A 25,987-nucleotide genomic window follows, 5' to 3' on the forward strand; every position below is an offset into this window, starting at 1 on the left:
TTCAGGCAGATGTTTCCTTGATGGGCGACTTGCCGCCGTTGCGGGTCCGCAGGGATTCACTCAGGGGTCCGTTGGTGGTGAAGAAAGGGTCCGCGTCGGCTGGCTTGAGGACGTCCTGGATGGTCAGTTCTTCCAGGTCGTGGCCAAGGGGTGGCTGGTCAACGTCGCGGTTCTTTTCCTGCCGTCGCCGGGACTTCGTGTTTGGCTCCCCCGCTGGTGCGGCTGAGCGGGCGCGCGACCTTGAGGACTCCAGGCCCCTTGCAATGGAGACCGCCCCGAAGGTGAGCACTACCCCTGCCACCAGCACAACGATCAGTGACCGGAGCCGGCTGGAGAACTGTTCCGTGGCGTTGTCCGGTGCGGCAACCATCAGCGATGTGTAGAGGAACCGCTCATTGGCTCCGTTGATGGATTGAATGGCAAACAGGTCTTTTTCCAACCGTGTTCCGAGGGCCTTGACGGTTGCTACTGCCTTGTCCTTGCTTTCCGAGGAGGCCGAGATTTCAATCAGGAAGGAGGCTGGCGGACGCTGCACGGTGAAGTCGGTGCTGAGTCCGTCACGAAGGAGCGCGTCTCCGGTGGTGTCGTCGTTCAAGCGCGTGCCTACCACTTGGGCGATCAGGGAGGAATCCGCGGAGCGCAGGTAGGGGTTGTCCGAGTTGAGGGAGTTGAGTTCGGGGTTCTTCTCCAGCTCGGCAGCTGTGGGGATTTTGGGGTTGACGATTGCGTAGGTTGCCTTGGCCTCATAGGACCGGGGCGCGAAGGAGTACACGTAAACGGCTGCCAGTGCCGTGACCAGCAAGACTGGCAGCACGATGAGTTTGTGGTGCCACAACGTTCTGATGACTGCTACCGGGTCCATGTGATCGCCTCGACATTCGGTGTGGAAGGTGTGCGGTTATTTCCGTTCAGGGGCGGCCCGCTGCTGTGGTGTTCTGGAGCGTTGGTTTCCCGCAGCTCGATTTCACGGCGAATCATGATCCATGTACCTCCTCCGAGGCCAACGATGAAGGGGTAGGCCAGCGCAAAGACAGGGAAGGCCATTGAGTCGAACGTCAACGAGCAACCTGCGGCCACTGCCCCGGCCGCTGCCACGGCTCCTGCCAGGCAGCGCAGGGCAGGAAGCCTGGACGCACGCGCGGCGATGAACGATGAAATGGCCGGCAGGGTCAGGTAGGCCACCATGCCGATGAAGCCCACCAGGCCCAGGGTGACCAGTGAGTTGAGGTATTGGTTGTCCAGGATGTGCAGGGCGTTGTCCGGCAAGTAGTTTCCAGGTCCCAGTCCCAGGAAGGGCAGTTCACCGAACATTTCGGCGACGCGGGGGTAGTTGTTGGTCCGCGTTGTGAGCGAAGGGTCGCTGTTGCCTGCGGTGAAGGACGAGGTCAGCGTGCCTACCAATCCGGGAATCCCGACGAACAGCGCTGCCATGGCCGCAGGGGCCGCCACAACAGCCCAACGGCGCGCGGCCTGTGGCATGAAGGGGATGAAGACGGCCAGGCCCAGGAACAGCCCGAGGACCCCGGACCGCGACACGGTGGAAGCGATGGCAACAACCAGCAGCGCGGTACCGGTCCAGTGGAACCACTTATGGCCGGTCCGGTCATACAATCCGCGCCAGATGGACAGCGGCAGCAACATGGCGCACACCACGGCCAGTTCAATGGAATGGAAGGTACTGCCGGCAACCCGTGTCATGAGACCACGTACCTGAAAGGCTGTGTTGCCGCCATTGTCTGTGAACCCGGGCATTGCCTCCTGGATCCACAGCATCGGATTGACCCGGAAGAGGAACTGGATCAGGGCCACCACGCAACAAAAGAAGGCTCCGGCAAGAATGGCACGGACCAGCGACATCGCGTTATCGAGAGTGCGGACAGCCTCACTGGTCACCAAGGCGATGCCACCGCAAGCAAGGATCAGGATCAGCCAGCGGTCCGCCGCAGCCTGGGCTGAGACATTGGTATTCCCGGTGAAACCGGAGAACAACGCCACGTAGGAGGCGCACGTTCCTACCCACAGCAGGCCGAGCCCCAAGCGTCCTGGATTACTGGACTTCAGTGGATTGTGAAGCCCAAAAAGTGCTGAAGACAGCCAGAAAGCCAAGAGCAGAAGTGCCAGCATAATAGGCACCGTTCCAACAGCTCCGATGGGTTTTATGATCATGTTGGAGGGGAAGAAGAACACTCCGAAGGCCGCGAACTTCAGCAGCAAGCCCACGTTTCCGGCGTCGCCCGTGGTCCCCTCAAGGTGGCGAAGCTGGATCTCCCGGGCCGGCGGAAAGACGAGATACCGCTTCATGCGTCTCATGTGCGGCCTCCCTGCAGGGAACCGCTGGGAGCAGCATCGGGCACGGATGCACAAGAGGATTCGACGAAGTCCGCAAACGCCCGGCGGGAGTCAGCCCAATCCAACCGCTGTCTTCCAGCGATGGCTGCTGCGCGCAGTCCGATGTCCGGGGCACTGACCACCTCTGCGAGCGCAGTGGCCAGTCCGGCAGGAGTGGCGGTGGCCCACACCGCGTCGGGGTCCGTGAGCAGCCCCGAGGCGAAGGCGGCCTCGTTGAGGACCGGTACGTTCCCCGCAGCAAGAAGTTCGCCAGGAACCAGGGAGATATTGGTAAAGGAGACAGCCAGGCCGGCGATGGTTTTGTTGTACAGCACATTCAATTGCGCGGGGGTGAGGTTGCCGTGGTTGGTGACCGGTATCTTCCATCCGGTGACGGTGTCGCCGTAGATGTGGATTTCCTGTTCCGGGTGGAGGGCGTGGAAACGTTCCAGGGCGAGCTTGGCCAGGAGGTATCCTCTCCGGTCCACGTTCTTCTTGGCGTAGTACACCACTCCTGAACGGGCACTGCCCGCGGCGGGTTTGAGGAGCCGGTACGTGGCAGTGTCGCAGCCAAAAGGTATGACAGCCTGTGGAGGCTCGCCCAGCTCGGTCCGCATGACCTCGGCGATCATTTCCCCCAGCGCCACGTTGCTCAGTCCCAGTCGGTAGCTGTCTTCGGCCAAGGCGTAAAGAAACCCATGCGGATAGAAGTATGGCTCATAGTCCTGGATGAAATAGAAGAGGTGGGCGCCGTCCGGTGCCCTGTTCGCGGCAACATGTGCCGTGGGCCAGGAACTTGCCACCATGACGTCCACCCCTTCCATCCCATATGTGGCGCTGCGAACCCCGGCACGCAGCGCCGGCCAGTGGCTTCGGATGGTCTCCTCGTGCCGGCGCACGTCGTCATCATTGACGTCGTGGAGGAACAGGGTGCACTGGTGGCCCCGTTCTTCCATTTCTTCCACCATTCGGAAGAAAGTGGTGTGTCCCCCTGATCCGGGTGCCGGTGGCGTGCAGATCCATCCCACCTTGAGGGAGCCGTTGGGAACCGGCAGCGGGGAGGAGAGGATCAGGGACCTGGAATCACAAATGTCCGACTCCGCAAGGGGAAGCGCGGGCTCTGCCAGATGCCAGGTATCGATGGCTGTGGTTGCTGCCCTGGCGGCGATGGTCCGGGCCACTGGCCTCCACCCATCCCGGCGCAATCGTCGGGCAACCAGGCGGGCAGTAACCAGCATCGGCGCTTTCATGGCCGGACCGCGTTTTCAGGACTCGTAGCTTGGGTTGTTGCGGGAACGGTTCCTTTGGTCTTGAGCAACGCCCGGACGTCCGCCAGCAGCTGTTTGCCCTGTCGGAGCGTCAGGAGTCCGTAGAGGGCTGAGCCAAGCAGGACGCCGATGGCAAGGGCCGCGGCAGTATTCTCCATGCCGCGGGTAACCAGCCAGGCGGCCGTGCCGGACAGTGTGGCGGCCAGGAACGGGGCGAGGCTTCCACGAAGAAGCTGCCATGAAGTGGTGTGCAGTACTGAGGTCAGGGACTTCACATAGAGGGGAATCACCACCAGGCACGCCACTGTGGCGTGCGCGATTCCGGCTCCCGCAATCCCCCACCACGTGATGCCGAAGTAGAGGGCGGGTGCGAGGGTGATGAGCCAAGCGACCTGGACCCAGAAAAGCCATCCGGTACGGCCCGCGCCGACGCTGAGGTCAGCGAAGAGTTCCACGAGGATCCGGGTGGCGCCGAACACGCCCAGCGTTGACAATGCGATACCGGCCGTGGCCCACGGACTTCCGTAGGCGGTCACGATCAACGGGTGGGCCAGGGCTACGACCAAGGCAGAAATTGGAAAGGCACAGTAAGAGACCCCGCTGACAAATCTGGGCGCCAGGAGCCCCAGAGTGCCTTCGGCAAAGAGCCTGCCGAACGTTGGAACCGCCGTGGCTCGGATAACGGCCGTGATGACCGAACTTGGCAGCCCGGCCAGGTTGAACGCGAGAAGGTACAAGCCCAGAGCCGTCGGATCCAGCATCCGTCCCACCAGGAGATAGTCCACGTTGAGCGTGACGAAGACCACGAGGTTGGCCATCGCCAGCGGCATGCCCAGACGCAGTATTTCCGTGGCCGCGTGACGGTCGAAACCGGGTGCGTACCGCTTCGGTGTGATGATCCAGTACCCGGCCATCGCCACAAGTTGCCCCCCGACGCGGGACCAGGCAAGAGCCATGGCACCCCATCCGTCCAGGGCCATGGGAACCACGAGCAGAAGTACGGTCATCAGGCCGCAAATGTCGACGACTACCCGCGGCTTTTGCAGGAACTCGCGCCACACCATGGTGGAGGGTACTGCGCCGATGCCCTGCAGGAGGATGGTCAGTGACAGTACCTGAATCACAGGGGTTGCCGCGGGGTCGTCGAAAGCCGCTGCCAGGGCCGGAGCCCAGAGGACAGCTGCCGCAGTCATGATGCCGCTGGTGACCAAGGCAATGGAAAACACAGTCGGGGCGATCTTGTCCGGGTCGCCGTTGCCCCGGGCCAGGGAGGCTGTAGCCCCAAGCTCAGCCATGTTCGTGGCGATGGTTTGGACCACAATGGCTACCGCGAGCGCACCAAAATGCTCAGGGGCAATCATCCGGGCCACGATGATGGTGGTGGCGAACTGCACGATCCTGCCCAGGGCCATGTTGACCCCACCCCAGAGAGTGGCGCTCGCGGCCCGGTTGCCCAGGGAACGGCCCTGTTCGCCGGCGGTCGTCATGATATCCCCGTCATGGCCCACAGGCGCCAACGGACCCGATCCAGCTGCGTATGTACGTACTGCGCAGCCGATCGCCCGGTGCCGGGCTTCTTGCCGCGGGAAGCACGCGCAATCCGGGCCTGCAGGGCATTGGCCCGGTGGATATTGCCCGGGACGTCATGAAGGCACTCAATGAACTTCCGCAGCTCAGTTGCGGCTTCCATCGCTCCGCCGCGTGTGAGCTCTTGACGTCCGAGCCGGGCAGCTTCCTTGCTCAGCGCCCTCTTAGCCCGCTGCAACTGTTGGGCCCGCTTTTCCGGGGAGCAGGGGAACCGGGGGTCCTCAAGGACCCGGAAGGCATCCAGCCGGTGTTGGAGGTCAACCACTGCGGCTGCGAACTCAGTCTGGTGCATGTTCGCACCGTGGACCCGGTAGAAAGCCTGGACCGGGCCGTTGATCCGCCCCACGTCCCAGGAAGCTGCAGCACGCAACCAATACTCCAAGTCCCCGGAATGGGGCAGTGTGGCGCTGTACGCACCAACACTGAGGACGGCCTCAGTGCGCATCACCACTTCGGGCGACAGGATGAAGTTTCGTCCGCGGGCACAAGCCAGCGCGATCCAACTTCTGCCACCCCACACCGTCCAGATAGTGCGCTCGCGTGGAGCAACCCGCGGGGGCTGATCCGTGAAGTCTTTGGGCAGGCCGTACACCATCCCCACATGCGGATGTGCTTCCATCAGCGCTGTCGCCCTGGCCAGGGCGCCCGGAGCGATCAAGTCATCAGCGGACAGCAATGTCACGTAGCGGCCGCTGGCCCGGGAAAGTCCGTCGTTGTAGGTGGCGATGTGCCCCTGGTTCACCTCGTGATGCACCACAGTGACGCGGGGATCTACGGAAGCCAGACGCCAAGCAACAGCTGCGCTGCCGTCCGTGGACGCATCATCAACCACGATCACTTCGACGTCCACGCCCTCCTGGGACAAGGCACTGTGCACAGCCTGGGGCAGGTACCGGCCATAGTTGTAGCAAGGAACCACCACGCTCACGCTGGGCGGCGCCGTAACAGGAACCGGACGCATTACTTTCACTGGACCCCCTCCAGTGCGGGAGCGCTGCCCCGCCTGATAACGCGCGCAGGAACGCCAGCCCACGTCTCGTCGTCGGGAACGTCGCTCAGGACCGCCGCACCCATGCCGATGGTTGCCTTGGCGCCAATGGTCCGGCGCTCGCGGACGCTGGCGTTCATCCCGATGTAGGCGGCCCGGCCGATGTGCACGTTCCCGCCCAGCGATACTCCCGAGGCGAACGTCGCGAAATCACTGATGACGTCGTCATGGGTAAACGTGACCCCGGGCATGGCCACCACGTGGTTGCCGATGGTCACCGAAGCGGTCATGCTCACATGCGCCAGGAGGATACTCCCCCGGCCGATCTCGCAGCCCTCCGGGACGTTGACGGATGGATCAATGGCTGTGGCGTAGCGGTCCTCGTCCAGCCCCAGCGAACGCAGCCTCATCACAACGCTCTCCCTGCCCGATCCGGATCCGATGCAGACCAGCAACAGCGCGTGCGGAAACCGGAGGGCGTCCCGTACAGGGCCCAGCACGTGGGCGCCGTCCACCACCCGCCCAAGCTTGTCCTCGTCGTCATCAAGAATCCCGATGACGTCGAAGGGGCCACTGCTGCGGACCATGGCAAGTACCTCCCGGGCGAGTCCGCTGGCCGCTATGAGGAGTAATTCGCTCATCTTCCCTGTCCTGCCGCGCGAAGTACCGAATCGATGACACGGACCTGGTCGCTCAGGGTGAGCTGGTGGTAAAGGGGAAGGATCAAGGTGTGGTCCGTCAGCCTTTCAGTGACGCTCAGGTCCGCTTGTCCGGTGTCCCTGCCGGCGTAGGCCGGTTGGCGGTGCGCCGCCATGATGCCCCGCCGTGCGGAGATTCCATCCTCGGCCAGGTGGGTCATGAGCGCATCCCTTCCCATGGCGAACCCGGGGCCGACTTCGAGCCAGCACGACTGGAAGTTGCTGATGCCGTAAGCCGGGTCATCGACCAGCCGAAGGCCGTCAATACCTGCAAAGGCGTTCGCGTAGGTGGCGGCGAGTTCCCGACGACGCTGGACGGCAGTGTGGAGGCGGCCCAGTTGAACGATTCCGACGGCGGCCTGAAGGTCTGTCATGCGGTAGTTGAACCCTACTTCGAGGTACTCCTCCGCCGGTGACAGAATGCTGGCATGGCGGTCAGCGGCCGAGACACTCATGGCATGTTCCCGGAGTCGTCGTGCCCTGTCCGCAAAGTCCTGGCGTGAGGTGGAGAGCATCCCGCCTTCACCCGTGGTGAGGATTTTCCGGGGATGGAAAGACCATGCGGCCACCTCCGCGCCGGCCCCGACAGGCATGCCGTGATACCGGGAACCGATGGCGCAGGCAGCGTCTTCCACAACGGCGATGCCCCGTGGGTCGCACAATGCGCGGAGCGGATCAATGTCAACTGGGACGCCTCCTTGATCTACGGCAATGACAGCCGTGGTGGCCGGAGTGAGGGCGGCCTCGATGGTCTGGCGGGTGACACACCCGGTCACTGGGTCCACGTCAGCAAAGACCGGCCGCGCTCCGGTATAAGTAACGGCGTTGGCGGTGGCAATGAAGGAGAAGGACGGCACCACCACGTCATCCCCGGGTCCCACGCCCGCAACCGCGAGGGCAAGATGGAGTGCGGTGGTGCAACTGGACGTCGCCACGGCGAAACCTGCGTGTTGCGCCAGTGCGAAAGCTTCCTCGAACTGGCGGACCTTAGGCCCTTGGGCAACCCACCCTGAAGCTATGACCTCGGCAACTGCGTGTGCTTCCTCTTCGCCAAGCCACGGCTTCATGACATCGATGCGTGCCAGGCGGGTCTCGGACGTCGTCATCGCGCACCCACTACCGGGGCGGAAGGGCTGCCGGATGTCCTCGCTGCAGCGATCTCCTGGCGCAAGGGCCGCCACCAGGACACCAGCGAGCGCAGGCCATCTTCCAAACCTACTGCCGCTTCGAAGCCGAGGTCCTTGCGTGCCGCCGACACGTCCGCCAAGCGCCGGGCAACGCCGTTGACTGCCCGTTCGGGTCCGTGCTCCAGGTGCAGCGGTGATTCCATGACCCTCAGCAGCGTGTGCGCCAGCTCCGCCAAGCTGGTCTCGGTTCCGCTCGCCACGTTGTAGGCCCCTTCCTGCACGCCGCTGACGGCGGCCAGGACATTGGCCCGGGCTACGTCTGCGGTGTGGACAAAGTCCATGGTTTGGTGGCCACTGCCGAAGATCAGCGGAGGCTGGCCATCGACGATTCGTTCCATCCAGCGGACCAGCACCTCGGTGTACAGCCCATGGACGTCCATCCGGGGTCCGTACACGTTGAAGTAGCGAAGGGCCACGTAGTTCAGCCCGGACATGGCACGGAAACTCCTGGCCATTCCTTCGTTGAAGGACTTCGCCGCACCATAGAAGGTGTCGTTGTTGTGGTGGTGGTGGCGTTCCTTGGTGGGGAACTCCTCGGCCATCCCATAGACGGAGGCGCTGGACGCCGTGACGAGCTTTCCCACGTTGTGTTGCGCTGAGGCCTCGAGGACGTTGAAGGTCCCATCCACCAGTACTTCGAGTGCCAGGCGCGGTTCCTCGGCGCACTGGGTGATGCGGATGGCTGCCTGATGGAAAACCAGGTCCTTGCCGACAGTGACGTCGTGGATCAGGTCCCGGTCCCGCAGATCGCCTTCCACCAGCGTGACGCGTTCACTGGCCAAGGCGCTGTCAAGGTTCGCCCGGCGACCACGGACAAGGTTGTCCAGGACGTCGACGTGGGCTGCGCCGCCGTCGAGCAGGTGGTCAACAAGGGTTGACCCGATGGTTCCGGCACCGCCTGTGACCAGCACGTTGGCGCCGAGCAGCTCTTTCACCGTGCAACCTGGAGATTGACCTCGTTGCCGGCCACCACGGTGGACTGCCCGTCCGTGCTGAGACTTTGGGTTACGGCTTCCAGCACGGACAGAACCCTGAGTCCGGATTCACCGCTGGTGCGCGGCATGGAGTGGTTCCGGATGGACGAGGCGAGTTCAGCCACTACCTGGCCCAAGGGCTCACGTTCCTGCAGGGCGGGCGACCATGTGTCTCCGAGGCGGTAGGAGATGGCGGAGTTCTTCTTGTCGGCCGCGGACCTGGGCTGGTGTTCCAGACTGACACCGCGGTCGTAGACGCTGAGGCGTTGCTGGGGGTTCAGGTCATCCCACACGAGGGTCCTCTTTGACCCTCCGATGATCATCTGCCGGATCTTGGTGGGGCTGAGCCAGTTCACATGGATGTGCACCATGGCATCGTTGGGCAGGCCGAACGTCAGGTGTCCCACGCAGTCCCTTCCTGTTCCCAAGGGATCCGCTCCGTGGGCCGCGATCTCCGTGGGGTGGAGGCCGCCGGGCAGGACGAAGTCAAGAATGGAAAGGTCGTGCGGGGCCAGGTCCCAGAAGACGTTGACGTCGGGCTGGACGAGTCCCAGGTTGATGCGCACGGAATCGACGTACAGGATGTCGCCCAGGGCACCGCTGGCTACAAGTTCCTGAATCTTCAGAACGGCGGGCGTGAAGCAGTAGGTGTGGTCGGCCATCAGGACCAGCCCCCGGGCTTTGGCTTCTTCCACCATTTCCAGGCCCTTGGCGCGGCTGTCCGCGAGCGGCTTTTCCACCAGTACATGCTTACCGGCCCGCAGCGCAGTCATCACCACTCCGTGATGGGTATGCGCCGGTGTGGCCACGGCTACAGCGTCCAGGTTGTAGGTGTCCAACAGTTCGTCCAAGGATTCGACGACGGGGACCCCACCAACAGTTTCGGCGAGCTTCAATCCGCGATCAACGTCCAGATCGCAAATGGCCACCAGTTCCCAATCGGGGCTCGCCTTCAAGTTCCTGGCGAGGTTGGGACCCCAGTAGCCCGCCCCGACCACGGCAATTCGAAGTCTCGGCCGGAGTTCGTGGCCGTTCAGTTGTCCTGATGGAATAGTTCGTATGCTCATTTCCCACTCGACTTCTGTGTTAATAGCGCGGTTCTTATTGAGTACTGCGTGACTTTCGCTAGTAGGCGCCGGATGGTCGGGTCATCGCCCGGAACGTCCGCCACATGATCATCAAGTCCCCCGCTATTGACCAGTTCTCCACGTAATACAGATCCAGCCGAACAGCTTCCTCCCACGGAAGGTCCGAACGGCCGTTGATCTGCCATAAACCGGTAATGCCCGGCTTGATCAGCAGCCGGCGATGCGTGTGCCGCTCGTAACCGCTCACCTCGCGGGAAAGGGGCGGCCTGGGTCCCACCAGGCTCATGTTGCCCACCAGGACGTTCCAGAATTGCGGCAGTTCATCCAGGGAGTATCTCCGCATCCAGCGCCCGCACCGGGTGATGCGTGGGTCGCCGCGGATCTTGAACAGCACCCCCGCGCCTTCATCCTGCTGGCTGAGGGCTTCAAGATGGGACTCAGCATCAACCACCATGGAGCGGAACTTCAGCATCTGGAACGTGGTGCCCTTCTTTCCAATCCGCTCCTGCCGGAACAGTACGGGCCCTGGGCTGTCGGCGCGGACAACGGCCGCCAGAACCAGGAGTAACGGACCCAGGACGAGCAAGGCTGTTGCTGAGACGGTCACATCCATCAGGCGCTTAAGGCTGTGCTTGCCTCCTGAGTAATGCGGAATGTCAACGTGCATCAGCGGGAGTCCCTCAACGGGCCGCCAGTGAATACGGGGACCAGCCACGTTGGTCAGGGTTGCGGCCAGGACAAGCTCGGCCGCATTCTCCTCCAGCCTCCATCCGAGTTCCTGGATGAACTGGTTGCCGCCCGGGACGGGGCCGGCCACGATGACTGCGTTGGCGCCTGTCTGACGCACGGTCCGGGCGACACCGTAAATCGAGGACAATACGGGGACCCTCAGGTGGTCAACGGCAAGGACGGCACCGCGGCGGGCGCCGGGAAGGCAGGCTCCCAGGATGTCGTAGGCGGCCCCGGACTTCCTGTTGATCTGCTTAATGACGTACCGGACGTCCTGGGGCTCTCCCACCACAATCGCCCGGGAGAGACAGCGGCCACGCGACTTCTCGTAGCTCAGCCAGCGCCGGAACCCCCAACGGCTGCCCGTCAGGGCCACTACCCCCAGGGGCAACGAAACCAGGACGAAGGAGCTGACAGCCTCCAAGCGGAAGACCACGGCCACGATGCCCAAGAAACCGAAGACGCGGAAACTGGCCGAAAGTACGCGCTTGTACTCCTCGGGACCCACTCCGAGCACTTTGGGATCCCTTGTCCGGTAGACCTCCAACGCTGCCAGCCAGGCGGTGCCGAGGATTACCCCCAACATCAGATGCGTTGTTTGAGCGGGACTGCCTTCGGCGAACGGCCCGCCGCCGGTATTGAGCACCAATCCGGCAAAGACGGCGGCGGCAACCAGCGCGGAGTCCGCCAGCCGGAGGCTGTTGGTCAACAACTGTGTCCACGTTGCACGGTCCCGGTGTGGAGCTTTTGCCCGTGAGCGGCGGTGGGTGACTGGCGGCACGAGGTCCAGGGTGACATCCGGCCTCAACGCCGCCAGTCCCGCCTTTTCAGTCCGCTGTGCAGCAGTGGACTTGTCAATCCAGGGAGACGCCGGCGGATTGACTTCGGCGACAGCGGGTTCCAAGGGAAGGGCCGACCTCACGGAGGCATGCGCGGCACCTCGCGGTGCCGCTGCCTTGCCCATTCGCAAGACTGGAACTCTTACCATGTCAGCCTTCTTTGCAGACCTGCCGTTGCCTTCCTCTCAGTGAAGCCGGGGCGGTCCGGAGGCGCACCAGTAGTCGATACTCAAGTTTGCGCAGGATTACCTATGCCCCCTACGTAGAAGTACCTAGCTGACGCTGGCATGACTACGTGCTCCACCTGCATAAATCTGCGGAATCACGGGCTGAAAGCGCCCCGGTCAACACGCAAAAGGGCACAAAAAGGCCGGCCACCCAAAGGTGGCCGGCTTTCAGGAGTTTCTAGTCCTCCACGATTTCGAGGTCTTCATCAAGGACTTCATCGTCGTCCTCGTCCTCATCATCGAAGACCTGCAGAGGAGTAACCTCGGAATACGCCTCGTAGAGTGCGTCTTCGTAAACCTCGAAGGCATCGGCGACGGCAAAGAACGCCGCTTCGACGTTGGGGTCACCCTCGCCCCGCCTGGCGGATGCGGCGGCCAAATGTTCTTCCAGGGCAGCAGTCAAAGACTGAAGCGCGACACGCGGATCGATGCTCATGACTTCACGTTAGCCGGAAAAGGACGAAAATGGAGAGGGATGAGAGAACAATTTCCCGGCAGCTCCGTGGAGCGCCAACGAGACTATGCACGTCAGTACGAATACCTCGTCCTGACGGTGGGACCTGAGGATTCGCTGCCTGACGCGCGGCGCCGTCTCGCTGAACATTCGGAGTACGGCAAGTGGGAACTCGAGCGCAGCGTGCTTTACCTCGGGGGCGGCCGGCGGTTCTGGCTGCGCCGGAAGGTCTATTCCGTGCAGCGGACTGTTTAGCCCCTAACAGCAGCCGTGGTCGCCCACACCAGCCGCTAGTCCTCCAAGGGGCCCAGCCACGCGTTGGCTACGGTGCTGTGCGCGGATTCATCGTTGGACGGATGGAAAATGCCCGCGAGCACATCCCGGTACAGTCGCTCCATTTCCGAGCCCCGGAAGTAGCTGGAACCGCCCGTGACCCGTATGGCAAGATCCACCACCAGCCGCGCGTTCTCGGTGGCGCGTGATTTGAGCCCCACCAATTTGGGGAACCACTGCGCTCCGTGATCCATCTGGTTGTCCACGTCCCGGGCAATGGAGGATATTTGCGGGGTTATCCCGTCCATGGCCAAGGCTGCATCGGCTACTTTCCACCTGATGTCAGGGTCCTGCGCGTAGCTTCGGCCACCATGCTTGGCTGATACCCGGCGTTTGACGTTTGCCACGCCCAGGGTGAAAGCGCGCTCGGCCACACCTGTATAGACGGCAGCGAGCAACGTTTCGAAACACGCGAAGATCGCGAAAACCAAGAGGTCCTTATTCGGCCCAACAGGCAGCTTGCGGAAGATGCGCTCAGGCGGGATCACGGCCCCATGCAACAACGTCGTATTCGAGGCACTGGCCCGCATTCCCAGAGTGTCCCAGTCACTGAGGGTCTCGTGCCCGGGCTCGTCACGCCGGAGAAAGCCAAAGACGAGTTCCCCTTCGCCGTCCCGTGCGTCCGCATCCTTGCCGAAGGTCCCCAGCCGGGTCCAGCCCCGTGAGAGGCTGGTGAAGATCTTCCTGCCGGTGAAACGGTAGCTTCCGTCGGGCAATGGCTCAGCGATGGTGCCGGAATCGAACAACATGGAATCGTTTCCGGCTTCGGAAATACCGAAAGCGAAAACTTCACCCTTCCCGGCTTCCTTCAGGACGAAGTCCAGCGAGGTGTCTCCCCTGGCCGACATGACCTGCGCGACGCCGGTCCACACCAAGTGCATATTGACGGCCAACGCTGTGGCCGGGGCTGCCGTGGCGAGCCGCTGCTGCAGCGCAGCTACCGCTTCGAGACCGAGTCCAAAGCCGCCGTCGGATTCCGGAACGAAAAGCTTGAGGTATCCGGCGGCCGCAAGTTCCTCCAGATCCTCGTGGAAGAACTGGTTGTTCTGGTCATAGCCGGCAGCGCGGCCGCGCAGACGTTCAAGAAGAGCGTCAGGCAGGATTTCTTCGGGAGCCATTCCGGGGCCTCCTTAGGGTGATCGCGTCTAGTAGTTGCTCAGCAGGGTATTCAGGACCCGGGCGCCGAATTGCAGGGATTCGGCAGGAACACGCTCATCCACGCCGTGGAACATACCGGTGAAGTCGAGTTCGTCGGGCAGCATGAGTGGCGCGAAGCCGTAGCCGGTGATGCCGATCTTGCTCAAGGACTTGTTATCCGTGCCGCCGGAGAGCGTGTACGGCAGAACCTTGGCCCCAGGGTCCTCGGAGTGCAGGGCATCGATCATGGCGTCCACGAGGTTGCCGGCGAACGGCACCTCGAGGGAGACGTCCTTATTGACATAACTGATGTCAATGCCGTCGCCGGCGAGTTCCTTGATGGTTTCGAACACCAGTTCCTGCTGGCCGGGCAGAGTACGGCAGTCAACAAAAGCCTCCGCCGATTCAGGGATGACGTTGTGCTTGTATCCGGAGCGCAGCAGCGTGGGGTTGGACGTATTTTGCAGAGTCGCGCCCACGAACCGGGCCACAGTACCGAGTTCCTTCAGCAGGATGTCAGGGTTTTCAGCATCAAACTCGACGCCGGTCAGCTCGGTCACGCCGTCCAGGAACTGGCGCGTAGTGGGAGTGAGCTCCACCGGCCACTTGTGCTGGCCGATCCTGGTCACGGCAGCTGCGAGGCGGGTCACAGCGTTGTCGGTGTTGATCTGCGAGCCGTGGCCTGCCCGGCCGTGGGCCACCAACCGCAGCCAGGAAAGCCCTTTTTCCGCTGTTTGCAGCAGGTAGGTCCGCTGGCCGCCGATCGTGGCGGAGAATCCGCCCACCTCCGAAATAGCCTCAGTGGCTCCGTCAAAGAGTTCCCGCCGATGTTCCACGGCGTAACGGGCGCCGTACGTGCCGCCCGCTTCCTCGTCAGCGAAAAAGGCAAAGATGATGTCGCGCTTGGGCTTGCGGCCCGTTCGGGCGAAATCCCGCATGACGGACAAGATCATGGCGTCCATGTCTTTCATGTCCACGGCACCCCGACCCCAGACCAATCCATCCTTCAGTTCGCCACTGAAGGGATCAACGCTCCACTGGTCCTTGAGTGCAGGAACAACATCCAAGTGTCCGTGCACCACCAGCGCGTCGGCTGATGGGTCTTCGCCGGCCAGGCGGGTTACCACGTTGGCCCGTCCTGGGGCGGACTCGAAAATCTCGGCATCAAGGCCCACTTCGGTGATCAGGCCAGCCGTGTACTCGGCAGCTGCGCGCTCCCCCGGACCGGTGTCGTCGCCGAAGTTGGACGAGTCAATGCGGATGAGCTCCTGGCAGATCCGGACAACTTCGTCTTCGGGGCGGATGACAGACATGGAAATTCTCCTTGCGTGGCTGGGCTGCAGGTTCCGGCGACGCGCACTGCGGATTCCGCAGCCCGTCCCGTGTCCCATCAGCCTACTCAGAAGCAGCGACCTCAGTCAGGCATTCGTTGCTCCCGGGGTCGCCGGACGTCTGTGGAAGGCGCCCTGACCAGCGTCGATTTTTCAGCCACCCGAAACCGTGTTAGAGTTTTTCTCGCTGCTTCGGAGGAAAGTAAAGCACCGGAAGGTGCGGAACGGCCCATCTGAACACCACCTGCGCGGGTGGCGGAATGGCAGACGCGCTAGCTTGAGGTGCTAGTCCTCGAAAGGGGGTGGGGGTTCAAGTCCCCCTCCGCGCACCATCACAAGGCCTGGAATCCACGGATTCCGGGCCTTGTTTGTTTTGCCGTGGATTTGCTGCCCCACCTACAATGCGAGTTTGATCACATTGTTTCTTCCCTGCTCACCTAAGGAAAACATGGCCGGTTGCGAAGACATCCTTGGTCCGGAATATGTGGCACGGACTCTTACCCTTGAGCCGGATGCGGAAGGTGCCGTCACAGCTACGCTGGTCTCCAGGAAAACGCCAAAGACCAGCAGGCGGGCAGTCCTCTACGTTCACGGCTTTGTGGACTATTTCTTCCAGACACACCTGGCAGATGAGTGGTCCAATGCCGGATTCGACTTCTACGCGCTGGATCTCCGGAAATACGGACGCTCCCTCCTCGCCCACCAGACTCCCAATTACATTGAGTCCCTTGAGAGCTATGACGAAGAGCTGGATGAGGCTGCCCGCATCATCAAGGAGGAGGACGGGCATGACGTCCTGGTGGTCCTCGGCCACTCCACCGGTGGTTTGGTCACCAGCCTGTGGGCGCATCGTCGCCGCTTCGATGGCCTGGTGGATGCGCTGGTCCTGAACAGCCCGTGGTTCGACCTCAACAAGCCCTTCCTCCAGCGCGCGGTGGGAACCGCCGTCGTCGAACGCCTTGCAAACTACCAGCCGCGGCGCCAGGTGGGCGTGCTGGGTGACTGCTACGGGCGGAACCTGCACGCCTCAACCGGCGGAGCATGGGAATTCAACCTCAGCTGGAAGCCCCTGGAGGGGTTCCCTGTCCTTGCCGGCTGGCTGCGTGCCATAAGGCGCGGACACGCCTTCGGACATCGTCCTTGATGTCCGGCACATTGCTGATCGCAGCACAAAATTGGGTCGCTTGGTCACCTTGGCAAGGATCGACGGCGGCATCCACGACCTCGCGCTCTCGGCCGAACCCGCACGGAGCCTCTTCTTCGAGGAGGTCTTCCGCTGGGCCGGTGCGTACGTGCCGCAAAGTACTGCTGGCTTTCTTCAGATCCCGGAGGATTAACAACGACGACGGCGGGCACCTTCCGGTGCCCGCCGTCGTCTTGCACTGCATCAGGTCAGCACGTTAGATCACCGCTGATACTCTTCCGGTGAAATGGCGCCGCCCGCTGCGCGGATTCCACGCCACGTAGTCCGAACGTTCCCAGCTTCCGGCCCCTGAATGGACCGTCGCGATGTCCAAGGCGACGCGTGCTGGGAGGAATACCGGTGCCTCGAAGGCGACGTCCCAGGTAAAGGACTCAGCCTTGACGGCTCCCACGTCCGCCAGGGCACGTGAGGCCAAATACATTCCATGGGCAATGGACCCGCGTAACCCCAGAGCCTTGGCAGAAAGAACGCTCAGGTGGATCGGGTTGAAATCACCGGAAACAGTGGCGTAATTCCGGCCGGTATCCAGGCCGAGTTGCCACAACGCCGTAGGATCCGGCGGCGAAAAGTCCCCAGCCCCCGTTGCCCCATTGGGGTTGCCGGGCTTATCGATGCCTGGCAGGAAGACACCTTTGGCGAGGTACGTCGAGATGCCTCGCCACAGCAAATCACCACTGGACGCCGAGCGGACCTCAGCCACAACATCCAGTTGCGTCCCCGCCCTGTGACCAGCCAGGTTTGCCGACCAGGACCGGATGTCCAAAGCCTCGGTGAACTGAATGGGCACGCGCTGCTCCACATGGTTCTTCAGATGGATCATTCCAAGGAGCGGCAACGGGAAGTCGTCGCGGTTCATGATGCTCATGGACACGGGGAACGCCAACGCGTGAACGTATCCCGCGGGAAGGATGTCGCTGGCAGTCTCCCCCACGAGGTGTTGGTACGCGGTCAAGTTGCCGACGTCGGCCCGAACGTTTCTGACCTCATGGCTGACCGCCGGCAACTTCCTTCCCGCCGATGTCCCCAGGACCCGGCGACGGGCGGCAGTTGTTGCAGCGTTGACATACAGCTTGGACAGCGATGGCAGCTCCCCAAGGACCACCGGCTGGGGCCCGGTCATGCTCCCACCAGTTGTTGACCGCACACGCGCAGAACGTCGCCGGAAATGCCACCGGCAGCATCACTGGCGAGAAAAGCGATGGCTTCGGCGACGTCCTGGGGCTGGCCGCCCTGCTTCAGCGAATTGAGCCTGCGGGCGGCCTCGCGGATGGCAAAGGGCATTTTGGCTGTCATTTCGGTCTCAATGAAGCCCGGGGCAACAGCGTTGATGGTTCCGCCGAAGGGTTCCATCAAGGCTGCCGTAGACCTCACCATGCCGATCACCCCGCCTTTGGAAGCGCCATAGTTGGTCTGGCCCCTGTTGCCGGCGATGCCGCTGGTGGACGCCACGGACACGATCCGGGACGAGTCCTTGAAGTGCTCCGACGCCAACAGGGCCTCGTTGATCCTCAGCTGCGCTGCGATGTTGACCGCGATGACCGAGTGCCAGCGGCCCTCGTCCATATTCGCAAGAAGCCTGTCGCGCGTGATCCCGGCGTTGTGGACCACGATGTCCAGCCTGCCGTGGCGTTCCACGGCGTGCTCGATGATCCGGTGGCCGGCGTCGTCCCGACTGATATCGAGTTGGAGTGCAGTACCCCGGACGGAGTTCGCAACAGCAGCCAGATGGTCCCCCGCCGCGGGGATGTCCACTGCGACTATCGTGGCACCGTCGCGGTGCAGTGTCCGGGCGATGGCGGCCCCGATGCCCCGGGCTGCCCCGGTTACCACCGCCACCTTGCCCGCCAACGGCCTCTCCGAGTCAGTGGGCAAGCTGCCCGAGGTTGAGGTGACCGTCAGGAACTGACCATCAACATAGGCCGATCGCCCGGAGAGGAAGAACCTGAGTGCACCCAAGGCTGAAGGGCTGGTGGTTGCCAGGTTGTCATGGAGCAGTATGCCATTGGCTGTCGCCCCCGAGCGCAGTTCCTTGGCCATGGACCGCAGGAGGCCATCGATGCCCTGGCGGGCGGCGGCCGAAGCCGGCGTGGGGGCAGATTGGGCTGTCCGGGAGATGGTGACCACCCGTGCGTTGGCTGCCAGGTCCCTGAGCGAGGTCCCCGCCGCCAATACAGTCTTCCCCAGGTCCCCTGGATGCTGGACGGCATCGAGGACGAGGATAATGGCGCCCAGCTTCTCCTTGGGAAGGGCATTGCGCCGTACGTCCAAGCCCCAGCCCAGGAGCGTGGTAGCGATGTCGTCGGCGCCTGCACTGTCGCCGCTGACCAGGACCGGACCGGTAACCAGCGGGGCTCCGGGCTGGTAGCGGCGGAGCTGGACGGGCTGGGGCAGACCGAGCTTCTTCGCCACGTCCCTGCCCAGTCCGCGGCTAACCAGTTGTGTGTACTTGTCTGTCATGGAATTCCCCCTACGCTGCTTCGAGAAGGGCAACGACGCCCTGGCCGCCTGCGGCGCATACGGAGATCAGGCCACGTGCGGGGCGCCCATCTACAGCTCCCTTCTCATGCAGCATCTTGGCAAGGGATGCAACAATCCTGCCACCCGTTGCCGCGAAGGGATGTCCGGCTGCCAATGAGGAGCCGTTGACGTTGAGTTTGGCGCGGTCAACTTTGCCAAGTGCCCCGTCAAGGCCCAGCCGTGTGCGGCCGAACTCCTCGTCTTCCCAGGCGGCCAAGGTGCTCAAAACGGTTCCGGCGAAGGCCTCGTGGATTTCGAAGAAGTCAATATCCTCGAACGTCAGTCCATGGCGGGCCAGCATGCGTGGAACGGCGAAGACCGGTGCCATGAGGAGGCCATCCTTTCCGTGGACGAAGTCCACAGCGGCTGCCTCACCATCAAGGACGGTGGCGAGCTTGGGCAGGCCATGAGCGTCTGCCCATTCTTCGGTTGCCAGGAGGACTGTGGACGCGCCGTCAGTCAGCGGAGTCGAGTTGCCGGCTGTCATGGTGGCCTCGGACCCGAGGCTCTTACCGAAAACGGGCTTCAACGAGGCGAGCTTTTCCAAGGTGGTGTCCGCGCGCAGGTTGGAATCGCGGCTAAGTCCACGGTACGGGGTGATGAGGTCATCAAAGAAGCCGCGTTCATAGGCGGCAGCGAGGTTGCGGTGGCTGTTGTAGGCAAGTTCGTCCTGCGCTTCGCGGGCGATCTTCCACTGGGCCGTGGTGAGCGCTTGGTGCTCTCCCATGGAAAGTCCCGTGCGGGGCTCCCCCGTATTCGGCGCGTCGGGGGCCAGGTCCTTGGGACGGATACGGCCGATGATCTTCAGCTTCTGCACGGCAGTCTTGGCTCGGTTCAGGTCCAGCAGGATCTCCCGGAGTCCTTCGCTGACGGCGATCGGAGCATCGGACGCAGAGTCCACGCCGCCGGCGATCGCTGAATCGATCTGGCCCAGTTTGATCTTGTTGGACAATCCGATCACTGTCTCCAGGCCGGTGGCGCAGGCCTGTTGGAGGTCGTAGGCCGGGGTCTCCGGGGACAACGCAGAGCCGAGAACAGCTTCACGGGTGAGGTTGAAGTCCCTGGAGTGCTTGAGCACGGCTCCTGCCGCTACTTCACCAATGCGCTCATCCTGGAGCCCGAACCTGGCGATCAACCCGTCCAATGCCGCAGTGAGCATGTCCTGGTTGGAGGACTTCACGTAGGCGCCGCCTGTCCGGGCGAACGGGATTCGGTTACCGCCCACGATGACCGCGGAGCGTAGAGGTGAGGGTGTGGGTTCCCGGGTTGCTCCCGTGGACACGTCTGCTGCAGCCATGTTTTGTCTCCTTTGATCATTGCCAGTTACTGATACCCAGCGTACCTGATACGCTGAGTATCGTGAACAGCCGCCATCAAGAATCCGCCAATGTCGCCGACGCCCCTCGGGCCGCCGTCCGTGACGCTCCCGCAGCGGCATCACCGGTTGCGCCTGGCGCGGTAGACGGGCGCGCTGCACGCTGGCAGTCCCACCGTGAAGAACGGCGCCGCGAACTGATCAAAGCCGCACGAAAGGCCGTGCATCGGCTCGGAAGCGACGCATCCATGGAGGACATCGCCGGGGCCGCCGGCACCTCAAAGTCTGTCTACTACCGTTACTTTGGCGACAAAGCCGGTCTTCAGCAGGCAATGGGCGAGGTTGTGCTGGGTCAAATGCAGCGCCGCATGCAGGAAGCAGCCCAACTTGCGCAGACTCCGCGCGAGGGCCTGCTTGCCATGGTTTCCGCCTACCTGCAGATGGCCGAATCCAGTCCCCACGTTTACGCGTTCATTACCCGGCTGAGTCCGGGAGAGGCTTCAGCGCAGGACCCCATCGCCGCATCGGGTGCGCTGGGTAACTTCTTTGAGCAAATCACGGACATGATCGCAACACCCATGCGGGAACACCTTGGCGAGGAGAGGGAGTCGGTGATCACGTACTGGCCCACCGCGGCGATAGGACTCGTGCGGAACGCCGGCGAGATGTGGTTGGGAAGCCCGGCTGGAAGCTCCAAACCCGATCAGGCCACCATGGCCGGCCAGATCACCGATTGGCTGTGCCTTGGCATAGCTCCGGCTCTCAAGACCACCACCTGACACCAGTAATGACTCATCAGTTGTCGGAACCAAAGAAGGAAGCAACATGACTGAAGTAGTGGACCGGGCCTCATCCGCCCATCAATCCTCCGGCCGCGACGATGCCGCCGCTGGGACGGAACCCGTGGTTGATGTCGCCGCCCTTGGCGAGCAGCTCCTTGGCAAGTGGGCCCACATTCGACACCAAGCCCGCGAGGTTGCAGGGAACCCGGCGGTTCAGAAGATCGAAGGGATGCACCACACCGAGCACCGCGCCCGTGTGTTCGAGCAATTGAAGTTCCTGGTGGACAACAACGCTGTCCACCGTGCCTTTCCAACCCGCCTGGGCGGATCCGACGATCACGGCGGCAACATCGCCGGCTTCGAGGAACTGGTCACAGCTGACCCTTCCCTGCAGATCAAGGCCGGCGTGCAGTGGGGTCTCTTCGGCTCGGCAGTGATGCACCTGGGGACTACTGAACATCACGATAAGTGGCTCCCCGGCATCATGAGCCTGGACATTCCCGGCTGCTTTGCCATGACCGAAACCGGCCACGGTTCTGACGTCGCCAGCATCGCGACGACGGCCACCTACGATGACGCCAGCCAGGAATTCGTCATCAACACTCCCTTCCGTGCAGCCTGGAAGGATTACATCGGCAACGCTGCCAACGACGGCCTTGCTGCCGTGGTCTTCGCCCAATTGGTAACGCAAAACGTCAACCGCGGCGTCCATGCCTTCTATGTGGAACTCCGGGATCCCGCCACCAAGGAGTTCCTGCCGGGCATCGGCGGCGAAGACGACGGTATTAAGGGTGGGTTGAACGGCATCGACAACGGCCGCCTTCACTTTACGGATGTACGGATCCCCCGCACCAACTTGCTGAACCGTTATGGTGACGTCGCGGTGGACGGAACGTATTCCTCGTCCATCGAGAGTCCGGGTCGGCGCTTCTTCACGATGTTGGGAACCCTGGTCCAGGGACGTGTTTCCCTGGATGGGGCAGCGGTCGCTGCCAGCAAGGTAGCCCTCAAGACAGCTATCCAGTACGCCACCGAGCGCCGTCAGTTCAACGCCTCGTCGGCCACTGACGAGGAAGTTCTGCTGGATTACCAGCGGCATCAGCGCCGCTTGTTCACCCGGCTGGCCACCACCTATGCGGCCAGCTTCGCGCACGAACAGCTTTTGCAGAAGTTCGACGACGTCTTCTCCGGCGCGCACGACACCGACGCCGATCGTCAGGACCTGGAAACACTGGCGGCTGCGCTCAAGCCGCTCAGCACCTGGCATGCCCTGGACACGCTGCAGGAGTGCCGTGAAGCGTGCGGTGGCGCCGGTTTCCTGATCGAGAATCGCTTTGCTTCACTGCGCGCGGACCTGGACGTGTACGTCACGTTTGAAGGGGACAATACCGTGCTGCTGCAACTCGTGGCCAAACGCCTCCTGGCCGATTACGCCAAGGAATTCCGCAGTGCGGACTTTGGTGTGCTGGCCCGCTATGTAGTGGACCAGGCGGCCGGCGTTGCCCTGCACCGGACAGGCTTGCGGCAGGTAGCCCAGTTCGTGGCCGACACCGGTTCAGTCCAGAAGGCCGCGTTGGCTTTGCGTGATGAGGAAGGCCAGCGAACCTTGCTCGCAGACCGCGTTCAGTCCATGGTGGCCGACGTTGGTGCCGCGCTCAAGGGAGCAAACAAGCTTCCCCAGCATCAAGCTGCAGCCCTGTTCAACCAGCACCAGCATGAACTCATCGAAGCGGCGCAAGCGCATGCCGAACTTCTGCAGTGGGAAGCGTTCACCGAGGCCCTGACTCACGTTACAGACGACGGAACCAAGCGCGTTCTGACCTGGCTGCGTGATCTCTTCGGCTTGTCCCTGATTGAGAAGCACCTCTCCTGGTACCTCATGAACGGACGCCTCTCCATGCAGCGTGGCCGGACAGTGGGCGCCTACATCAACCGCCTACTGGTCAAGATCCGCCCGCACGCGGTGGACCTCGTGGATGCCTTCGGTTACGGCCCGGAGCACCTCCGGGCCTCGATTGCGACGGGCGCAGAAGCCACCCGCCAGGACGCAGCGCGCCAATACTTCCGCGAGCAGCGTGCCAGCGGAAGCGCGCCTGCAGACGAAAAGACGCTCCTTGCGCAGAAGGCCAATAAGTCGCGTTAACACTCCGCCGCTGCCAGGCGGTGAACAGTTGCGGAACTTTGGTAAAGCACGACGGCGCCGTCCCCGGCAAAGGGGGCGGCGCCGTCGTGGTTTGTCCTGCTGCCGGGACGGGTGGGGGTTCCGTTTATCGAAGGACGGAGCGGTAGACCTCAAGGGTAGTTTCCGTGATGGATTCCCAAGAGAAGTGTTCTTCTGCCCGGCGCCGTCCTGCCTTGCCCATTTCACGGGCGCGGGCTGGATCAGCAACCACTTCGTTGAGGGCAGCGGCGAAATCGCTGACGAACTTCTCCGGATCCAGCGGTGTGCCGGTTCCGTCCGTCACCTGTTCCAGCTCAACGAGCAGTCCTGTTTCGCCGTGCTGCACAACTTCCGGGATGCCTCCGGTGGCGCTGGCAACAACAGCTGCGCCGCACGCCATGGCCTCCAGGTTCACTATGCCCAAGGGTTCGTAAATGGAAGGGCAGGCAAAGGCCGTGGCGTGGCTGAGAACCTGGATGAGTTCGCGTCGCGGCAGCATTCGCTCGATAACGACGACGCCCTCACGCTTGGTCTGCAGCTCCTCAATGAGGCGGGCCGTCTCGGCAGCCAGCTCCGGAGTGTCGGCAGCACCGAGGCAGAGGACCAGCTGGACGTCGTCCGGCAGGCTCGAGGCGGCGCGAAGCAGGTACGGAACACCTTTTTGACGGGTGTTGCGGCCCACGAACACCACGCTGGGCTTGGCAGAATCGATGCCCAGTGCGCGGATCGCGTCATCCTCTTCATCGCGTTCCCACAGGGAAACGTCGATGCCGTTGTGGACAACACGAACCTTGTCCGGATCAACGTTGGGGTAACTGCGGAGGATGTCCTGGCGCATGCCGTCGGACACGGCAATGATGGCGGCGGCCGCCTCATAGGCCGTCTTCTCAACCCAGGAGGACAGGGCATAGCCGCCTCCGAGCTGCTCAGCCTTCCACGGGCGCAGAGGCTCCAGGCTGTGGGCGCTGAGAACGTGCGGGATGCCATGCAGGAGTGATGCAAGGTGGCCTGCCATGTTGGCGTACCAGGTGTGCGAGTGGACGAGGTCCGCTCCCGCAATGTCCGGAACGATCCGCAGGTCTACGCCGAGGGTCTGGATGGCAGCGTTGGCCTCGCCGAGGTCTTCCGGCGTGGCGTAGGACGCCACCGAAGCCCCGTGATAGTCGGCATCACGGGGCGCACCGAACGCCCGGACATGAAGGTCAACGTGCTTTGCCAGCACCCGGCTGAGCTCGGCAACGTGGACACCGGCACCGCCATAAATTTCCGGAGGGAATTCTTTAGTCACAATGTCTATTCGCACGCTAACCAACGTAGTCGTTCCGGCGTATGTGTTCTAGTGTGAAAGAGTCCGGAAAATCGGACTTTTGGGGGCTACGAAGACGTACGGGGAGCTGTGACCATGGCGTTGAAGAAAGTTTTGGCAATCGTATTGGCAGGCGGAGAGGGCAACCGACTCATGCCGCTGACGGCGGACCGGGCCAAGCCCGCGGTTCCGTTTGCCGGCGGCTACCGCCTGATTGACTTTGCACTATCCAATCTCGTTAATTCGGGATATTTGAAAATTGTTGTTCTGACGCAGTACAAATCGCACAGCCTTGACCGCCACATCTCGGAAACCTGGCGCATGTCCACGCAGTTGGGCCGTTATGTGGCATCTGTTCCCGCGCAGCAGCGTGTGGGCAAGAGCTGGTTCCTTGGCAGCGCCAATGCCATTTATCAATCGCTGAACCTCATCCACGACGACGCCCCGGACATCGTGGTAGTGGTTGGCGCTGACCACGTGTACCGGATGGACTTCTCCCAGATGGTGGAGCAGCACATTGCAAGTGGGGCGAAGGCTACGGTCGCGGCCGTCCGCCAGCCACTGAACATGGCCAACCAATTCGGCGTGATCGAAGTAGACCAAAACGATCCCCAGAAGATTGCAGCCTTTGTGGAGAAGCCTGCCAGCACCCCCGGGCTGGCCGCGGACCCCACGCAGTTCCTTGCGTCAATGGGCAACTATGTCTTTAACGCAGACGCCTTGGTTGAAGCTTTGCACGTGGATGCGGAACGCCTCGACACCAAGCACGACATGGGTGGCGACATCATTCCGTATTTCGTGGATCAGGGCGAAGCCGGCGTGTACGACTTCACACTCAACGACATCCCCGGTGCTACAGACCGCGACCGGACCTACTGGCGCGACGTTGGCACCATCGATTCGTTCTACGACGCGCACATGGATCTCATTTCCCCCGTGCCGGTCTTTAACCTGTACAACTCCGAGTGGCCCATCTACACCCGCCAGAGCATTTCTCCGCCCGCAAAGTTTGTCCGCGGTGAGAACAACACGGTGGGCACGGCGCTGGATTCCATCGTGGCGAGTGGTGTGGTTATTTCCGGAGGGATCGTGGAGGGTTCCGTCCTGTCCAACGATGCTTACGTGGCAGCCGGCAGCCGTGTACAGGACTCCGTATTGATGGACAAAGTCCGGGTCGGCGAAGGCGCCGTCATCAAGCGGGCCATCCTGGACAAGAACGTCAAGGTTCCGGCAGGCGCCGCCATCGGCCTGGACCCTGCCTTGGACAAAGCCCGCGGTTACAAGGTGACCGAGTCCGGCATCACTGTCCTGGCGAAGGGCCAAGTGGTTCCTGAGCCGGGGGAGGCAGAGTTGGCCTTGTCCGCGCAATACCGCCGGGGTCTTCCCGAGGCCGTTAAAGCTGCAACGCATGACGACCCCGACATTCGCGACTCTGCTGAAAAGGTAGCTGCCGGGATCCAGTCACGCGTGGCAGATGCTGCAACCCAGAGTGCGACGCACTAAGCGGCAGCCACTCCCCTGACGCGAACAGAAC

Annotated in this window: 23 protein-coding genes and 1 tRNA gene; 7 read left to right on the top strand and 17 right to left on the bottom strand. The window is 62.7% G+C overall.

Features of this window, described 5'->3' with window-relative positions; all coding sequences use genetic code 11:
• Window position 1 precedes the first annotated feature (1 nt).
• The 11 genes from BLW08_RS07305 to BLW08_RS07355 form a co-directional block, all read right to left on the bottom strand.
• A complete protein-coding gene (locus BLW08_RS07305; protein WP_091324130.1) occupies window positions 2-862 on the bottom strand; it encodes a chain-length determining protein in 861 nt (286 codons plus the stop codon).
• Entirely contained in the window at window positions 850-2,310 is a 1,461-nt protein-coding gene (locus tag BLW08_RS07310) for an O-antigen ligase family protein (protein WP_091324131.1), read from the bottom strand. Before BLW08_RS07310 ends, BLW08_RS07305 begins: the two co-directional genes overlap by 13 nt.
• Window positions 2,307-3,578 carry a glycosyltransferase family protein gene (locus tag BLW08_RS07315; protein ID WP_091324133.1) on the bottom strand — a complete coding sequence of 424 codons (1,272 nt, stop codon included), beginning with the start codon at window positions 3,576-3,578 and terminating at the stop codon, window positions 2,307-2,309. Before BLW08_RS07315 ends, BLW08_RS07310 begins: the two co-directional genes overlap by 4 nt.
• Window positions 3,575-5,083 (bottom strand): oligosaccharide flippase family protein, encoded by a 1,509-nt coding sequence (locus BLW08_RS07320; RefSeq protein ID WP_091324135.1) that lies wholly within the window; start codon window positions 5,081-5,083, stop codon window positions 3,575-3,577. The genes BLW08_RS07315 and BLW08_RS07320 overlap by 4 nt, the downstream gene beginning before the upstream one ends.
• Window positions 5,080-6,144, bottom strand: a complete 1,065-nt coding sequence (locus tag BLW08_RS07325) for a glycosyltransferase family 2 protein (protein WP_090821426.1) — start codon at window positions 6,142-6,144, stop codon at window positions 5,080-5,082. Before BLW08_RS07325 ends, BLW08_RS07320 begins: the two co-directional genes overlap by 4 nt.
• Before the next feature lie 5 nt (window positions 6,145-6,149).
• On the bottom strand, window positions 6,150-6,812 hold the full coding sequence (locus BLW08_RS07330) for an acetyltransferase (RefSeq protein ID WP_090821424.1): 663 nt from the start codon (window positions 6,810-6,812) through the stop codon (window positions 6,150-6,152).
• Complete coding sequence (locus BLW08_RS07335) at window positions 6,809-7,975, bottom strand: DegT/DnrJ/EryC1/StrS family aminotransferase (protein ID WP_091324137.1); 1,167 nt, start codon at window positions 7,973-7,975, stop codon at window positions 6,809-6,811. The genes BLW08_RS07330 and BLW08_RS07335 overlap by 4 nt, the downstream gene beginning before the upstream one ends.
• On the bottom strand, window positions 7,972-8,991 hold the full coding sequence (locus BLW08_RS07340) for an NAD-dependent epimerase/dehydratase family protein (protein WP_091324139.1): 1,020 nt from the start codon (window positions 8,989-8,991) through the stop codon (window positions 7,972-7,974). Before BLW08_RS07340 ends, BLW08_RS07335 begins: the two co-directional genes overlap by 4 nt.
• Window positions 8,988-10,097: a Gfo/Idh/MocA family protein gene (locus tag BLW08_RS07345; RefSeq protein ID WP_090821420.1), complete on the bottom strand. Its 1,110-nt coding sequence runs from the start codon at window positions 10,095-10,097 to the stop codon at window positions 8,988-8,990. Before BLW08_RS07345 ends, BLW08_RS07340 begins: the two co-directional genes overlap by 4 nt.
• Before the next feature lie 58 nt (window positions 10,098-10,155).
• The gene (locus BLW08_RS07350; RefSeq protein WP_091324140.1) at window positions 10,156-11,835 is read right to left on the bottom strand and encodes a sugar transferase; all 1,680 of its coding nucleotides are present in this window, start codon (window positions 11,833-11,835) and stop codon (window positions 10,156-10,158) included.
• Between the two features lie 256 nt (window positions 11,836-12,091).
• Entirely contained in the window at window positions 12,092-12,349 is a 258-nt protein-coding gene (locus BLW08_RS07355) for a hypothetical protein (protein ID WP_090821416.1), read from the bottom strand.
• A gap of 39 nt (window positions 12,350-12,388) precedes the next feature.
• Between BLW08_RS07355 and BLW08_RS07360 the strand changes: the two genes are divergently transcribed.
• The gene (locus BLW08_RS07360) at window positions 12,389-12,622 is read left to right on the top strand and encodes a DUF5703 family protein (RefSeq protein WP_090821414.1); all 234 of its coding nucleotides are present in this window, start codon (window positions 12,389-12,391) and stop codon (window positions 12,620-12,622) included.
• Window positions 12,623-12,657: 35 nt separating this feature from the next.
• Here BLW08_RS07360 and BLW08_RS07365 read toward each other — a convergent pair whose 3' ends face one another.
• Both BLW08_RS07365 and BLW08_RS07370 read right to left on the bottom strand, forming a co-directional pair.
• Window positions 12,658-13,818: an acyl-CoA dehydrogenase family protein gene (locus BLW08_RS07365; RefSeq protein WP_091324142.1), complete on the bottom strand. Its 1,161-nt coding sequence runs from the start codon at window positions 13,816-13,818 to the stop codon at window positions 12,658-12,660.
• Between the two features lie 27 nt (window positions 13,819-13,845).
• Entirely contained in the window at window positions 13,846-15,150 is a 1,305-nt protein-coding gene (locus tag BLW08_RS07370) for a M20/M25/M40 family metallo-hydrolase (protein ID WP_091324144.1), read from the bottom strand.
• 264 nt (window positions 15,151-15,414) lie between these two features.
• Here BLW08_RS07370 and BLW08_RS07375 point away from each other — a divergent pair.
• The 3 genes from BLW08_RS07375 (at window position 15,415) to BLW08_RS24095 (ending at window position 16,505) form a co-directional block, all read left to right on the top strand.
• Window positions 15,415-15,500, top strand: a tRNA-Leu gene (locus tag BLW08_RS07375).
• Between the two features lie 116 nt (window positions 15,501-15,616).
• Window positions 15,617-16,312, top strand: coding sequence for an alpha/beta hydrolase (locus BLW08_RS07380; RefSeq protein ID WP_254779747.1), 696 nt, complete (start codon window positions 15,617-15,619; stop codon window positions 16,310-16,312).
• 40 nt (window positions 16,313-16,352) lie between these two features.
• On the top strand, window positions 16,353-16,505 hold the full coding sequence (locus tag BLW08_RS24095; RefSeq protein ID WP_254779749.1) for a hypothetical protein: 153 nt from the start codon (window positions 16,353-16,355) through the stop codon (window positions 16,503-16,505).
• A gap of 63 nt (window positions 16,506-16,568) precedes the next feature.
• Here the strand turns inward: BLW08_RS24095 and BLW08_RS07385 are convergent, their stop codons facing one another.
• From BLW08_RS07385 to BLW08_RS07395, 3 genes are read right to left on the bottom strand one after another with little or no spacing between them, the layout of a single operon-like run.
• A complete protein-coding gene (locus BLW08_RS07385; protein WP_091324146.1) occupies window positions 16,569-17,492 on the bottom strand; it encodes a MaoC/PaaZ C-terminal domain-containing protein in 924 nt (307 codons plus the stop codon).
• Window positions 17,489-18,829: a 3-oxoacyl-ACP reductase gene (locus BLW08_RS07390; RefSeq protein WP_091324147.1), complete on the bottom strand. Its 1,341-nt coding sequence runs from the start codon at window positions 18,827-18,829 to the stop codon at window positions 17,489-17,491. Before BLW08_RS07390 ends, BLW08_RS07385 begins: the two co-directional genes overlap by 4 nt.
• Before the next feature lie 10 nt (window positions 18,830-18,839).
• Window positions 18,840-20,186 (bottom strand): acetyl-CoA C-acetyltransferase, encoded by a 1,347-nt coding sequence (locus BLW08_RS07395; RefSeq protein WP_091324149.1) that lies wholly within the window; start codon window positions 20,184-20,186, stop codon window positions 18,840-18,842.
• Between the two features lie 62 nt (window positions 20,187-20,248).
• Here BLW08_RS07395 and BLW08_RS07400 point away from each other — a divergent pair, with 62 nt between their 5' ends.
• Together BLW08_RS07400 and BLW08_RS07405 are read left to right on the top strand one after the other, a co-directional pair.
• Complete coding sequence (locus BLW08_RS07400) at window positions 20,249-20,983, top strand: TetR/AcrR family transcriptional regulator (RefSeq protein ID WP_254779751.1); 735 nt, start codon at window positions 20,249-20,251, stop codon at window positions 20,981-20,983.
• A 46-nt stretch (window positions 20,984-21,029) separates the two neighbouring features.
• Window positions 21,030-23,129 carry an acyl-CoA dehydrogenase family protein gene (locus BLW08_RS07405; RefSeq protein WP_091324150.1) on the top strand — a complete coding sequence of 700 codons (2,100 nt, stop codon included), beginning with the start codon at window positions 21,030-21,032 and terminating at the stop codon, window positions 23,127-23,129.
• A 124-nt stretch (window positions 23,130-23,253) separates the two neighbouring features.
• Here BLW08_RS07405 and glgA read toward each other — a convergent pair whose 3' ends face one another.
• A complete protein-coding gene (gene glgA / locus BLW08_RS07410) occupies window positions 23,254-24,450 on the bottom strand; it encodes a glycogen synthase (protein ID WP_091324152.1) in 1,197 nt (398 codons plus the stop codon).
• Window positions 24,451-24,543: 93 nt separating this feature from the next.
• On the opposite strand from glgA, the gene glgC reads away from it, so the two are divergent.
• Window positions 24,544-25,956 (top strand): glucose-1-phosphate adenylyltransferase, encoded by a 1,413-nt coding sequence (gene glgC, locus BLW08_RS07415; RefSeq protein ID WP_175538611.1) that lies wholly within the window; start codon window positions 24,544-24,546, stop codon window positions 25,954-25,956.
• Window positions 25,957-25,987: the final 31 nt, after the last annotated feature.

The organism is Arthrobacter sp. cf158, assembly GCF_900106835.1.
GTDB lineage: Bacteria > Actinomycetota > Actinomycetes > Actinomycetales > Micrococcaceae > Arthrobacter.